General features: G+C 56.3%; 13 protein-coding genes. 6 read left to right on the forward strand and 7 right to left on the reverse strand.

Annotated elements, in window-relative coordinates:
* Nucleotides 1–240 precede the first annotated feature (240 nt).
* From ACWHYZ_RS23990 to ACWHYZ_RS24010, 5 genes are all read right to left on the reverse strand, one after another.
* Nucleotides 241–1050, reverse strand: a complete 810-nt coding sequence (locus ACWHYZ_RS23990) for a 20S proteasome subunit A/B (protein ID WP_447985185.1) — start codon at nucleotides 1048–1050, stop codon at nucleotides 241–243.
* The gene (locus ACWHYZ_RS23995; RefSeq protein WP_447985186.1) at nucleotides 1043–1933 is read right to left on the reverse strand and encodes a proteasome subunit alpha; all 891 of its coding nucleotides are present in this window, start codon (nucleotides 1931–1933) and stop codon (nucleotides 1043–1045) included. The genes ACWHYZ_RS23990 and ACWHYZ_RS23995 overlap by 8 nt, the downstream gene beginning before the upstream one ends.
* A 37-nt stretch (nucleotides 1934–1970) precedes the next feature.
* Entirely contained in the window at nucleotides 1971–2165 is a 195-nt protein-coding gene (locus tag ACWHYZ_RS24000) for a ubiquitin-like protein UBact (protein ID WP_447985187.1), read from the reverse strand.
* Nucleotides 2162–3691, reverse strand: coding sequence for a proteasome accessory factor PafA2 family protein (locus tag ACWHYZ_RS24005; protein WP_447985188.1), 1530 nt, complete (start codon nucleotides 3689–3691; stop codon nucleotides 2162–2164). The genes ACWHYZ_RS24000 and ACWHYZ_RS24005 overlap by 4 nt, the downstream gene beginning before the upstream one ends.
* Before the next feature lie 74 nt (nucleotides 3692–3765).
* Complete coding sequence (locus ACWHYZ_RS24010; protein WP_447985189.1) at nucleotides 3766–5514, reverse strand: AAA family ATPase; 1749 nt, start codon at nucleotides 5512–5514, stop codon at nucleotides 3766–3768.
* Between the two features lie 135 nt (nucleotides 5515–5649).
* On the opposite strand from ACWHYZ_RS24010, the gene murJ reads away from it, so the two are divergent.
* The 6 genes from murJ to ACWHYZ_RS24040 all read left to right on the forward strand — a co-directional run bounded on the left by murJ (nucleotide 5650) and on the right by ACWHYZ_RS24040 (nucleotide 11750).
* Entirely contained in the window at nucleotides 5650–7269 is a 1620-nt protein-coding gene (gene murJ / locus ACWHYZ_RS24015; RefSeq protein ID WP_447985190.1) for a murein biosynthesis integral membrane protein MurJ, read from the forward strand.
* Between the two features lie 11 nt (nucleotides 7270–7280).
* Nucleotides 7281–7808 carry a methylated-DNA--[protein]-cysteine S-methyltransferase gene (locus ACWHYZ_RS24020; RefSeq protein WP_447985191.1) on the forward strand — a complete coding sequence of 176 codons (528 nt, stop codon included), beginning with the start codon at nucleotides 7281–7283 and terminating at the stop codon, nucleotides 7806–7808.
* 70 nt (nucleotides 7809–7878) lie between these two features.
* Entirely contained in the window at nucleotides 7879–8394 is a 516-nt protein-coding gene (dtd, locus tag ACWHYZ_RS24025) for a D-aminoacyl-tRNA deacylase (RefSeq protein ID WP_447987638.1), read from the forward strand.
* 50 nt (nucleotides 8395–8444) lie between these two features.
* Nucleotides 8445–9011 (forward strand): hypothetical protein, encoded by a 567-nt coding sequence (locus ACWHYZ_RS24030; RefSeq protein WP_447985192.1) that lies wholly within the window; start codon nucleotides 8445–8447, stop codon nucleotides 9009–9011.
* 276 nt (nucleotides 9012–9287) lie between these two features.
* Nucleotides 9288–10181, forward strand: a complete 894-nt coding sequence (locus tag ACWHYZ_RS24035) for an isoaspartyl peptidase/L-asparaginase family protein (protein ID WP_447987639.1) — start codon at nucleotides 9288–9290, stop codon at nucleotides 10179–10181.
* A gap of 1125 nt (nucleotides 10182–11306) precedes the next feature.
* Nucleotides 11307–11750: a VOC family protein gene (locus tag ACWHYZ_RS24040; protein ID WP_447985193.1), complete on the forward strand. Its 444-nt coding sequence runs from the start codon at nucleotides 11307–11309 to the stop codon at nucleotides 11748–11750.
* 94 nt (nucleotides 11751–11844) lie between these two features.
* On the opposite strand, the gene sugE is transcribed toward ACWHYZ_RS24040, so the two are convergent.
* Together sugE and mtgA are read right to left on the reverse strand one after the other, a co-directional pair.
* The gene (gene sugE, locus ACWHYZ_RS24045) at nucleotides 11845–12165 is read right to left on the reverse strand and encodes a quaternary ammonium compound efflux SMR transporter SugE (protein WP_447985194.1); all 321 of its coding nucleotides are present in this window, start codon (nucleotides 12163–12165) and stop codon (nucleotides 11845–11847) included.
* Nucleotides 12166–12343: 178 nt separating this feature from the next.
* Complete coding sequence (mtgA, locus tag ACWHYZ_RS24050) at nucleotides 12344–13078, reverse strand: monofunctional biosynthetic peptidoglycan transglycosylase (protein ID WP_447985195.1); 735 nt, start codon at nucleotides 13076–13078, stop codon at nucleotides 12344–12346.
* Nucleotides 13079–13099: the final 21 nt, after the last annotated feature.

Here is a 13099-nt window from a genome sequence, read left to right on the forward strand (position 1 = left end):
TCGAACCAAGGCTCAACGGCCCCCGGAGGGTACGTCTCCGGTTGTTGCTCCTCTGCGGCCGCATTGGAAAACCTTTTTGAGTATCATCCCGTGTACAAAGTTTGGTGGTTCACGAATCCGATCTCAAAATGAGCCGCCCCATCGCCGGGCCTACGGGCTTGTTGCTTGGGAAGGGGCGCGTCTTGGCCCATCTGAGGGCGGGTGCAATTGATCGTGTTTGAGCCGCCTCTCTCTGTTCGGTTATATGTTAAGAAAACTCGGCGTGAGATTTTTCAATTCATCACGTGTTATCGCTCGGTACTTCGATGAGCCTGCCGCGGCTCGCTCCAAGACGGCGCATTCGATGGTCTTCTCGGCCAGTGTTTTTCGAAGGTGGTCTTCGAGCGCCGTCGCGTCAGGGGAAATCGTCGACGAAGCGTCCCCGCTGTCTTTGGGATCCTCTTGATCTTCCGTGGCCTTGCCCTGAGCAAGCGACCCCAATGACCACGCGCGCAAGGCGGCTTCAACCGCTGAGCCCAACGCAGCGGAGGCAAGCTCCGGGTTCTGCCGCAGAGAATCAACGACGGCCGACTGGATCGCGGGTGTCGATGTTATGGCGGCGCATCCCTTCGTCTCTTCGAAGGTGCCGTCGTAGTTGATCGTCAAAAATCCATCTCGTTCGGGCTTGGTCCCTAGTTCAGCCAGCAAGATCTTGACGATAAAAGGCGCCTTGTACACTTCTTCGAACGCCTGCTTGATGACGGGCGCCAATCCATACTTGACCATTCGAGATCCTGTTACGTCGGAGGGCGATCGATTAAATCCCTCGACATGCGCCATCTCTAAGAGATTAAAGCGCAACTTCTCGAGATCGGCGGGATGGCCCATGCCGCCCAGTCCAATTCGATCGTAAATCTCGTACAGTTTCGGCGTGCCTCGACTGACGGTGAGCAGCAAAATCCCGTCGGCATACGAGAGAGCCACCACCGGGCTGCCCTGCTGAAACTGTTCATCGAGATACTGGCGTCGATTGCCGATTGCTTCGACCCAGCGATAGGGTTCTTCAAACATGACGCGCCACCTTGGCTTCAAACAATGATTGCAACCGTCGCGCCGGCGTCACCTGAACGCCATGCTCCGTGATCAGTTTGACGATAGGGTACAGATTGGAGTCGCGATTCACACCCCCTGTCGCAGAATCGAATTCGGCGGCCGATGTCAAAAGCCGCAACGCTTGGATGATCGCGTCTTCCTCAGGGAGCGCACTGAGCGGACGATCGCTCCATGTATTGAGGTAATGGAGGATGCCCCGGATGGTGGGGGAGCCCGATCCGGATACGGCGTATTCGACGCCCTCGAATTCCGCGCCGAGAATGTCGTAGAAATAAATCTTGGCCGACCCTTGCTCGAAATCATACCCGGCAAAGACCGGCACGACAGCGCCGGTACCGGCGAGCGCGGCCGCCACGTTCTCCTTGAGAAGCTTCGCGACGGCGCGGAGCTTTCCTTCGAAGCTGAGATCTTGCAGTTGCGTCCGCCGGTAGTACTTAAAGGAATGTTCGAGGATGCGAACCATCTCATAGGCGGTCGCCGGAACACCCGCAATCGCCAGGACGCTGTGCCGGTCGAGTTCCAGGACCTTGTCCGTGCGATCGTACATCACCATATTCCCGGCGGTGGCGCGGCGATCACCCGCCACTAAGACCCCATCTCGATACTTCATCGCCAGGATGGTTGTTCCCTTCGTAATCTCCGCCGCTCCCACACCAGGTCCCTCCCCAGTGGAAGACGGTGCGGAGAATTCGTACCCGCGCTCCTTCAGTAACTGCAGAAAATCCCCTTCCATCCCCATCTTTTCTTCTCCCCTTCCCATACCGAAACAGACGCGGTAGTTACAGGTCTGGGTGGTTGGGTTGTCCTCACTGCTCGCATCGAGCGAGCACATTCTGATCATGCGCGCTCTGCGACACACCCAGACCTATCCGAACCTCTTATTGCCCAGTCCGTTGTCTATACCGTTCCGCCTGTTTCGGATCCACTTTTTTCATCCGTTTCATCAAGCTGTCCTTATCCGGCGATCCCGCGTCTGGGCGTTTGGGGCCGCCGCCCTCCTCAGAGGGACTCGTCGGTTTCGGCATCGGATCGAATGGCCGTTCTTTCCGTTCTAGAGTTGCGATACGGTTCATTGTTTCACCTTTCGTTGAGTCCACAACGTGATCGCCTCTGTCGGCGAGTCGGCTGTCTCAAGAATGCTGGAGAGTGTGCGTACGGCATCCGGCTCGAACAGATCACTCAGGTCGAGCGTTTTCGGCATGAGCCCGCCTTTGAATTGCACGTGTTCCCACTGGACCGATTTGATCTCATCGGGAAAGCGGCGGATGCATTGTCCTCGAATGCCTCCACGGGTATCGGATGGGCCACCCGACATCGCTGCGGTGACCGCCTCAGGCTTGGTGATCCGGACGGTCTTGCCCTCCGCTTCCAGGCCCCCAAAAAGTCCTCGCTCGGGATCCACATTATGATATTCCAAGTCAAGGCTTGCCAGCCAGGGATCATTCCACCCAAGCCGCTCCTCTCGTACGAAGGTGTCCAGCAGCCACCATTTGGTCACCCAATCCAGACGGCCCACGAGCTGAAAGCGATCGACGGCCAGCAGCGCGAGGGTCTCGCCCCATTCCCGCAAGATCCAGTCGGTTTCTTCGTCCTGGCCGGCGAGCGCTGTTTTTGCGGCTTGATAATACTCTGCCTGAAGATCAAGCCCGGATACCGATCCACCTGATGTGCGCCGCACGACCTGTTTGAGTTCAGGATCGCGGGCAATCGATTTAATCGCCGCGACCGGATCCTCGAGTTCTATGAAAGGAGCGTCTCCACGTGCGATTAAGTCCAGGACTAACCGGGTCGTCCCGATCTTCAAGGCCGTGGCATATTCACACATGTTGGCATCGCCCACGATGAGATGGAGGCGGCGATACTTCGACCGATCCGCATGGGGTTCGTCGCGCGTGTTCACGATTGGCCGATTGTGCATCGTGTCGACACTCAGCTCGGTTTCCACGAAGTCTGCGCGCTGGGACAGTTGATATACACCCGGCTGGAACCCCTGTTCTTGGCCCTCGATACCCACCTTGCCGGCCCCCGCGATGATTTGACGACTCACTAGGAACGGCAGTAGCCCGGCACTGATCTCGGAAAACGGTATGGAGCGGGACACGAGATAGTTGTCGTGGCAGCCATAGCTGTGTCCGTGAAAATCAGTGTTGTTCTTGTAGAGTTGAACGTGCGGGCCGCCTAGAGCCTGATTGCGTCGTTCTGCAGCGCGCTGCACAATTCGCTCACCGGCCCTGTCATGGGTGACCACATCGATGAGGCTGCGGCATTCGGGTGTAGAATATTCCGGATGCGTATGGTCATTGTAAAAGCGCGCGCCGTTCGGAAGAACGAGATCGCTTTTCATCTCATGGAAAGAAAATGGGCGGTGTGCATCGAGCTTGGCAAACTCGTCTTCCTCACGGTCTTGCTGAAGCTGCGCGGCTCGGAAGCCACGCGCATCTTCACGAGGATCTTCGCCGCTATAGTCCCACGTCCGCTCGAAGGCTGCGGCGAGATGGGCGCGCACCAGTTCCATGGACTCCACTACCGGGTCCACCGATGCCAGATCCTCCCGCGTGATCCCGTATTCCGTTTCAAGGCCGAATAAACGAATCGTCATAAAATCTTCGCGTCATAACGTCCAAAAGTCCCAACACGATTTGATGATATTCAGACATTACGACTTTCGGACGGTTATATAATCTGTCCCACGAGTCGCTCTTCGCTGATCCGCCCGCGGCGATAGGACGACACACCGACGACCTGTTCGGGGTGATGATCCAGCAGCTTCAGCCATTCCTCTGCAGCATCGTCCGGCGGCAACATTTCCCCTTCGCGAAACTCCCGATCGATCGAAGTCAGCATGTCCTCCGCCGTCAACCCCGCTCCTGAAGCCTTGTCTTTTTGCTGAATCGACCGTTCGATGGCCTGCTCCTTCGCTCTCTGCACGATGGACGCAAGAATGGCCCCACTGATGAGATCGCTGCGGTACAGGGTCTTGTTCTGTCCGCTCCGTAGACGGACGGCCAAGAGGCGGTTTTCGTCCACTCGGCGAAACAGGGTATCAACGGCTTGGGCGATGATGGCCCGACAGGCCGCCGCTGCATCGCCATGATGAGCCATCAGCAGCGACTCATCCAGTGGCAGGTCGGGGGACAGATAAACGGTCAAGATGTCGGCGGCCGCGTCGCGGTCCGGTCGACTGACTTTGATTTTGCGATCAATGCGTCCCGGACGCAACACAGCTGGATCGATGAGATCCGGTCGATTTGAGGCGAGGATGATCACGACATCACGGAGTGATTCGATGCCATCCATCTCGGAGCACAACATCGGCACGAGCGTGTTGGAGATATTGAAGGATCGCATGGCGCGCCGGGTGCCGAGGATGGATTCGGCTTCGTCGATAAAGATGAACGGCAAGGCGCCGGCTTTGCGTCGAGCCCGGGCCTGATCGAAGAGATCGCGAACCATGCGTTCAGACTCGCCCAGCCACATGTTGAGGATCTCTGGGCCTTTGACATGGAGAAAGACGCCACCGGTAACCTTGGGGCGATTGTCTGATCCGTCACTCGAGTCACTGACCAGCTTGGCCAGACTCCCGGCCGTGGCTTGCCCGATCATCGTCTTGCCGCAACCCGGAGGACCATAGAGAAGAAAGCCCTTCGGCTGGGTGAATTGGTACCGCGAGAAGGTCTCCGCGTGGAGCAGAGGGTATTCGATCGCCTTGCGGATCGCCTCGATTGCCGCCTTCTGGCCGCCGATCTGGTCCCACGTGACCGACGGCACTTCATCGAGCAGGTGCGCGTCGGCCTTCTTCGATTCGAGACGTTCGATGGCAATGCGATGGCTGGGATCGATCCGCACCTCATCGCCGGCTTTTAGTTCGACGCCGGCAAGATCGCTCGATCGCTGAAGAATCAGCACTTGTCGACCCGGCTCCTGCTCGAAACGCAAGCGCCCGTCGGGAAGCGGCTCGCTGAGTTTGAGGACAGGCCCGTTTGGATCATAGCCAAGCGTTTTAATGACGGCATACGCTTCATTGACGAGCACCTGCGTGCCGATTTTTAGATCGCCCGTGGCCACGCGGGGATCGACATTCGTATAGTATTCGGCTCCCCCGACGACGATCCGAGCGAGCCCCTCAGCCGGAATCTCTAACAAGGTGCCGATACGATTGGCTGGCGCCGTGAGCTTGGAGACGACTTCGCTGAGTTTTTTAAGCTCGGCCTCACGCTGCTGAGAGCCCGCGCCCTGCTGCAGCACGAGATGACGGAGCTTGTACAGAATCTTTTGCCGAGGATCGCCGTCCGCCATCTCTGCCAGACAATCATCAATCAACACCAGCGGATCCTTGGCATCCGAGGCCGTCCGTGATTGTTGCGCCTCATGCTTGAATCCTGATCCCGACATGCGCCGGTCTGCGTCGCGATGATCACTCATACATTCCTCCATGAAACGGGCGAAGACATTCATGCTACCACATTGAACTCAGCCGGGTCTTGGCTCATATGAGATCATTGATGAGGTGACGGCACAGTGGATATTCAATACCGTTCCGGCTAGAATCGCGCCCCAATGCCGGATTCCGCCGCTCCCACACAAGCCTCCGTTTCTACGAAAGACGATAACCACTCTATTGCCAAAGCCGCGGGCTTGATCGGCGCGGCCACGTTCTCCAGCCGTATTCTCGGTTTTATCCGGGACATGGTGCTGGCACGACTGTTCGGCGCGACGGCCTCCGCCGACGCCTTCTTCGTTGCCTATCGGGTCCCCAACCTGCTTCGGGAACTGTTTGCCGAAGGTTCCATGTCGGCGGCCTTCATTCCGGTCTTCACCGAATACCATACGCGTCGCACGAAGCGCGAAGCGTGGGAACTCGCCAGCGCCATGTTCACGACATTGCTGACCATCGTCACGCTGATAATGTTGCTCGGCATGATCGCGGCTCCCGGAATCGTATGGTTGTTGGCGCCGGGATTTCATGATGATCCGTCCAAGTTAGCGCTCACCACGCTGCTGACCCAAATCATGTTTCCCTATCTAATCTTCATCAGCTTGGCCGCGCTGGCGATGGGCATCCTCAATTCGCTTCGTGCATTTGCAGCTCCGGCCTTGTCCCCGGTCTTCTTCAATATTGTCATTATCGGCTTCGCCATGTTTGTGTCGCCGCTTTTGAATGAGCCGATCTATGGGGTGGCCATCGGCGTGGTGGCCGGAGGCGCCGCGCAGTTTGCCATGCAGCTACCGGGTCTCCGGACGCGCGGGATGCTGATGGCCTTTCGCTTTGAGCCGTTGCATCCCGGTGTGAAACGCGTGAGCCAGTTGATCCTGCCGTCGTTGCTCGGGCTCTCGGTGACGCAGGTCAACATCACGGTCAGCACGATTCTGGCCTCTTTTTTTGCCGGTGGGCCAACCTATCTGTTTTATGGGATGCGCCTCATCCAATTTCCTCTTGGTATTTTCGGGGTGGCGCTCGCGACGGCGATTTTGCCGGCCCTTTCCGCGCAAGCCTCCCGCGGCGCTTTGGATGAGTTACGAGGCACGCTGGGATTTGGCCTGCGGATGATCATCTTTATCATCGTCCCTGCCATGCTCGGCCTCATTCTGCTTCGCACGCCGATCGTGCACCTATTCTTCGAGCACGGCACGTTTACGGCCGCCGATACGACCGGGACCGCGCTGGCCGTGCTGTGCTATGCAGTCGGCCTCTGGGCCTTTGCCGGGATGCGAATTATTGTGGCGGCCTTTTACTCCATGCAGGACACGCGTACACCGGCTTTTACGGCCATTGGCGCTGTGCTGGCGAACCTCGTCTTTTCGTTGGTATTGATGGAGTCGCTTCGCCACGCCGGGTTGGCGCTCGCCACGGCATTGGCCGGTATGCTGAACGTCACCATATTGGTGGCGGTCCTCAATCGGCGGCTTGGCGGGGTCGATTGGGCCTCGATTGGAAGATCGGCAGGTCGTGTGCTCATGGCGTCGATCCCAGTGGTTATCACATGCGTGTGGGTGGCCGGGTTACACGTATGGTCAAGTCAAGGAGAATGGGTATCCAAGGCCATCATGCTTTTTGTCGGAATAGGATTAAGCATAGCGGGATATGTCGGTGTACATGCGTTACTGCAGTCCGACGAACTCGACATGCTGGTGGGCATCGTCAAAGGGAAATTGCGGCGCGTCTTCAAAAATAAATAGGAGTCGATAGAGTGTCTGCGATCAGTATTTTTCAGACCCGATGGGGTTGGATGGGCATTGGCGCATCTGAGCGTGGTGTTCACAGCATCGTGCTTCCCAAGCTCTCGCGGCAAGCGGTGCATGACGAACTGCTCGACGCTAAGGACCAGACGAAGCAGAGTCCAGCAGCGGAAAAGGCCAGTGCGGAGGTTGTGCACGAGGCACAAAGCCAACTGCTGGAGTTTCTTGAGAATCGACGGCAGGAGCTTAATTTTGGTCTCGATCTCTCCAGCGGCACGCCATTTCAACGTCAAGTCTGGCGCACCATCCTACGGATTCCCTATGGACGCGTGCGGTCCTATCGTTGGGTCGCCGAGCGTGTCGGAGGAGCGCAATATGCTCGAGCCGTTGGCCATGCCTTAGGGGCAAATCCGGTTCCGATTGTCGTGCCGTGTCACCGCGTGATCACGAGCGATGGCTCACTGGGAGGCTTCACAGGCGGATTACCGGTGAAGCGCAAGCTGCTCCAATTGGAAGGAACCTTGGCGCAATTAAAGTAGCCGTCAGCAATCAGCGGTCAGCGAAGGAGCAGAATCGTTGTTTATGCTGAAGGCTGATTGCTACCAGACTATGAAGGCCGTGATCCAAAGAGTCACCCGAGCCTCGGTTGAGGTGGACGGCACCGTGATTGGGCGCATCGATGCCGGCTTGCTCGTCTTATTGGGTGTAGCGAAGGAAGACAGTGAGGGCGACGTAGAATATATCGCGGACAAGTTGATCGGGCTACGGGTTTTTAGTGACGCCGACGGTAAGATGAACCGGTCAATTGTCGACAATCGGGGTGCGCTCCTGATCGTGTCGCAGTTCACGTTGTTGGGAGATACGACCAAAGGACGCCGACCTGGCTTCGACCGTGCCGCGCCGCCTGCACAGGCTCGCACACTGTATGAACGTGTCGTGGGCCTTGTGCGGGATTGCGGCCTACGGGTGGAAACCGGGCGATTTGGGGCGCATATGCGTGTATCGCTCGAGAATGACGGTCCCGTCACGTTTCTCTTGGACAGCCGTGCTGACTTCGTCAGAAAGAGTCAAGTTTCACGCGCTGAATCCGAAGAGGGACATAGAAGAGATACGGATAACGCATAACTTGCCAGCCCCCAAAGTCGATGGCATACTGAATGCAAAGGGAGGCGACTATGGAGTCTGAGGTCCCTGACCATCATCCGTTGCGCCGGTTGTTTACCACGCTGACTGAACGGAGCTTTGCTGAGAAACTGGGCTGGCCCGACCTGAACATTGCTCAGTATGTGTCAAACCTCCTTGTCGAATTCACCCACATTGACCATCTCTATAAAGTCCGCAATCAAGAGGGCCGGCAGGTCGATACCGTGGTCGATCTGCTCTATCAATCCGAAGTATTGCTGCAAGCCCAGTCACTTGAGCGTGAACGTGAAGTGCACCGGCACATTGGCGATTTTACCCTCTTCATGGCCGGCCTCTTCCCAGAGTACTTGAAGCGGCTCAAGACGGCTGGGCTCATCTATCACAAAGATTTTTTGATCGACTATGTGAAGACCGGTAAACGGTCGTATGGCATGGTGGCACAATTTCACGAGAGCGAGGCGGACGAACGGTCTCCTTTGTTCCGCAAGCTGTCCGATAACTTCGAACTGTGCGTGACCGGCCTTGGTTTTGTACGGACTGATCTCGAGCGCATGCAGAATCCTGCGTACCGCAAAGCCAAAGATCTTCTGTTGAACTAGCGTGTAGAATGTGAAAAATGCTACGGCAGCATCCTGCATGCTCCATCGCGGCCGAGACGGCGCCCTGTCCGGACACCGTTCTCCCCTTCTGAAAATCTCCAACGTCGCCGTGAGACCACGCGGCAGCCCATTTTCTGTCGGTTACGGCCTTGCTCAGGAAGTGGATGTCTTGGCACGGTTGGTGCTGGAGAAGCACAAGAAAGAGGTTCGTATGGCTATTCGTGATGCTTTATATGGACGTCATCTATCTTGAAACGATCACGCCCTATTATCGCAGTGCATGGGGGCGCCGGGTCGCGAGCGATGAGCGCAGCGCAACGAGGCTGCCTTATGGAGGCGCTGCAGACCGGTTTTGAAGTTTTAACGTCGAGCGGTCCGGCCATCACAGCGGTGGAATCGGCGATCCGGTTGCTTGAAGCATCAGGTCTCTTTAATGCCGGCGTCGGGTCTCGGCTTCAATTAGACGGGGTTCGTCGAATGGATGCCGCCATTATGGAGGGACGCGAATTGAAAGCCGGTGCGGTCGCCGCCATCGAAGGGATTCGCCATCCTATTGCGGCCGCACGGCTGGTGCTGGAGGAAACCAATCATGTTCTGTTGGTCGGCCCGCCGGCATCACGCTTTGCACGCCATTTTCTATTAGAACCTCAGTCACGTTCCACGAAACGCCCCGCAGTGCGCACAATCGATCAGGGACAGCCCGACGAGAAGAAGACAGTGTCGCTGTTCAAACGCCTGTATCGTCTTCGAAGCACCGGTCTCGAGACAGTGGGAGCCGTCGCTCTGGATGAACAAGGCACAGTCAGCGCAGGGGCCTCGACGGGAGGCATTGCCATCATGCTGCCCGGGCGTGTCGGAGACACGCCCCTGATTGGATGCGGTGTCTATGCCGATAACGAGGCAGGAGCCGTCTCGATGACCGGGATCGGCGAAAGCATTATCAGACTGGCAGTGGCCAAGGAGATCATCGATCGACTAGCTGCAGGTGCTGGTCCAGAAAAAGCGACAAAGATTGTCCTAGAAAAATTGGTGCGGCGTGTTCAGGGCGAGGCTGGCGCACTCGTCCTTTCCGGAGGCGGACGTCTCGCCATTCAGCATGTCACAGGCCGCATGGCAGCCGGTTATTGGAACGGGGTTGGTCGGCCAGTCGTTTCAGATTGCTTTCGATAAAGCGTAAACAGCGCAGTCCTTTTGGTTCCTCTTCCCATAGAACCTGTACGCCGTTAATTCTTCTTTGTCCGTCGCCAAACTGCGAACCCCCCGACGACGGAAACAAGAAGAAGCAAGGTAGCCGGTCTTGAAAAACTGGGCTGCCCCAACACTATGAGACGTGTGGTCAACACTTCCTCATTACCAACCTCCCCCACGTAGTGGAAAAGTCCTGTTGTAGCGTCGGTACTGATGTGGTGGAAGCTCACCATTCCCGAGTTGCCTTGGCCGATGAACCCATTGCCGGTTAGCTCTGTGGTGGCATTCCCATGGAACACGTCTCGTGTGGGAACCGAATTGTTGATGCTGCTATCCCACGACCCCAAAAGGGCTGAATTCAGGGGCGCCCTCTGGGTCCCCGCTGTGAATTGTGTTCCGGCCGGGGAGAGATTGAACACGCTTAATTCAGGGAATGCGCCGGCCGAGGGTCGGGTCCGGCCGATGACGTGGGGAGTCGAATAGCATCTAAATCAAAACCACTGAATTGTCCTGAGGTCCCTCCGATCCCTCCACTTACATCCGTAAGTCTAGGTGAGTGAGTGGACGTCAATCTCAGCCAGGGTGAGTCCACGTGAAATACTATGGCCGCCGTTGAAACTCCACCGGCAGCCGGCGCGGCCAAAGTCGTCTCGAGACCCCCCGCTAGAAGCAGACAAAGATTAACGGTGATAAGTCGCAGCCGATGTTTCATGATAAGTCCTATTTCACGTCGAGAAATGTATGAGGCGAATTGCTCGGTCTTCATGGTGGCCTTCAAATTAGATAGAACAAAAATGTACAATCACGTTGAATTACAATGCGATGTGTACGCAATAGCATTGCCAGGTCGTAAGTACATGGTTTCCCTTACGACAGACTAAAGTCGTACGACTAAAGTGTAAGATCTTTTTACAGTGACGTCGTGAACTGAAGATGTAGCAGCGCGGGAAGTATCAATATACTAACATGATTCCGCTAGGTTATAAATTAACGGTGGACAAATGGGCGATCTGTAAAAATTCTTGACACGCCATGCTGACCTGGTGCTATGGGTATTATTATCAGGTGAGGAGAAGTGAAACGTCCAACGTTTAAGGAGCAGGCGACGTGACGGGCTCTATTCTGTTTCACCTGGCATTTCCTGTCCACGATCTGATCGCGGCGAAACGGTTTTATGTCGACGGATTGGGCTGTACCCTCGGGCGAGAATCGGATTCGGCGATGACCTTGCAATTAGGGGGGCATCAGATCGTCGCGCAGTTGTCCAGTCAGCCATTGGAAAAACAGAAGGGAATTTATCCGCGCCACTTTGGGCTGATCTTTACATCTGAGCAAGAATGGCAATCAATAGCTGATCGTGCCAAGGCCAAGGCGCTCACGTTCTATCAGCAGCCTCGCCTCCGCTATGCCGGCACACGGATTGAGCACCGGACCTTTTTCCTCGAAGATCCCTCGCATAATCTCCTTGAGTTCAAGCACTATAGCCACGAGTCGGCGATTTTCGGTGAGCACCAATATACGGAAGTCGGTGATAAGGATGAACCTCGGTAGCAGGCCGCGTCCCTCCTGAACGTGGGTGAGTTATTAGGCCGCCTTAAACAGGCGGCTGGGATTCTCACTCTTTGGAAATCTTTGGAGCTGGCTCCTATGATTCGGAGCTGACTTTTAACCCGACAATGCCGCTCACGATGAGCGCGATGCACATCAGCCGGACCATGTGGCGGGATTCGCCAAACAGAGCAATGCCCATGATAGCCGTTCCTGCCGCCCCAATCCCCGTCCATATGGCATAACCGGTTCCTACGGGAATTGTCCTTAAAGCTTGAGCCAGCAAGATCATGCTGATCGCCATAGCGGCGAGCGTGCCCACACTTGGCCAAAGTCGTGTAAAGCCCTCCGTATATTTCAATCCAGTGGCCCAGATAATTTCGAACACGCCGGCGATCATCAACAACAACCAATCCATCCTTGTTCTCCTTTGTCATCTAGCTTACCGCTCTTCCTGTAGAAACTCTGTAACGGGTCCTTGCTGCTCCCTGGTTTGGCCTTATTTCAACAGTCGGGCTCAACCTTTAATACCCCGCGTGTTCGATCATCGCAAGGTTTTTTTGCCTCATCCGGAAGCAGCGTTCTGTCGGACGGGCTCAGTGAGAACTCGCGGAACGAGATCGAGAGTAACGTTTGTCCATCCACCGCAGAATTTGTTGTTGACGGACTGAAAGATAGCGGGTCGCGCGTAGCGGGTCGTAGTGTGTCGGGGCCGGGAGAATCGCGGCGAGAAGCGCGGCTTCTGCCGGTGTCAGATCGAATGCGGATTTGCCGAAGTGATGCCGGGCTGCTGCCTCCGCCCCGTAGATCCCCTGGCCCCATTCAACCACGTTTAAATACAGCTCGAGGATCCGCTTCTTTGTAAGCTGATGTTCCAGTTGGCGAGTGATGAGTGCCTCTTTGGCTTTTCGTAGCACCGTTTTATCGGTAGACAGATACAGATTTTTAGCCAGTTGTTGCGTGATAGTACTGCCTCCTCTTTTGAACGTGCCGGCTTCGAGATCCTTGACCGCGGCATGTCTGATGCCTTCCCAGTCAAAGCCCTCGTGCTGAAAGAATGCCGCATCCTCGGCCACGATGACTGCACGCTGTAGATATGGAGAAATCTTCGACAGCGGCATCCACATCCATTTGGGGTTCATCGCGCGGGCATGTTTATCCTGCCAGCTTTGCATGAGTGCGGTCGTAGTGGGATTGGTGTGCGCCAAGACGGACACGTCAGGAAGGGTCCACATCCAATAGAAGGCTATGCCGGCCAGTGGGAGCCCGATCACTATGATGAGCCCCAACATTGTGCGTGCGAACCGGCGTTGCGTATTTGACTTGCGCATGAGTCCGATGATACTCGATAC

Source organism: Nitrospira sp. Nam74 (genome assembly GCF_965152615.1).

Excerpts from the sequence above, each read along its gene's own strand:
- ACWHYZ_RS23990 (WP_447985185.1), bottom strand. The coding sequence starts at position 1,050 with ATGTTTGAAGAACCCTATCGCTGGGTCGAAGCAATCGGCAATCGACGC.
- ACWHYZ_RS23995 (WP_447985186.1), bottom strand. The coding sequence starts at position 1,933 with ATGATCAGAATGTGCTCGCTCGATGCGAGCAGTGAGGACAACCCAACC.
- ACWHYZ_RS24000 (WP_447985187.1), bottom strand. The coding sequence starts at position 2,165 with ATGAACCGTATCGCAACTCTAGAACGGAAAGAACGGCCATTCGATCCG.
- ACWHYZ_RS24005 (WP_447985188.1), bottom strand. The coding sequence starts at position 3,691 with ATGACGATTCGTTTATTCGGCCTTGAAACGGAATACGGGATCACGCGG.
- ACWHYZ_RS24010 (WP_447985189.1), bottom strand. The coding sequence starts at position 5,514 with ATGAGTGATCATCGCGACGCAGACCGGCGCATGTCGGGATCAGGATTC.
- murJ (WP_447985190.1), top strand. The coding sequence starts at position 5,650 with ATGCCGGATTCCGCCGCTCCCACACAAGCCTCCGTTTCTACGAAAGAC.
- dtd (WP_447987638.1), top strand. The coding sequence starts at position 7,879 with ATGAAGGCCGTGATCCAAAGAGTCACCCGAGCCTCGGTTGAGGTGGAC.
- ACWHYZ_RS24030 (WP_447985192.1), top strand. The coding sequence starts at position 8,445 with ATGGAGTCTGAGGTCCCTGACCATCATCCGTTGCGCCGGTTGTTTACC.
- sugE (WP_447985194.1), bottom strand. The coding sequence starts at position 12,165 with ATGGATTGGTTGTTGTTGATGATCGCCGGCGTGTTCGAAATTATCTGG.
- mtgA (WP_447985195.1), bottom strand. The coding sequence starts at position 13,078 with ATGCGCAAGTCAAATACGCAACGCCGGTTCGCACGCACAATGTTGGGG.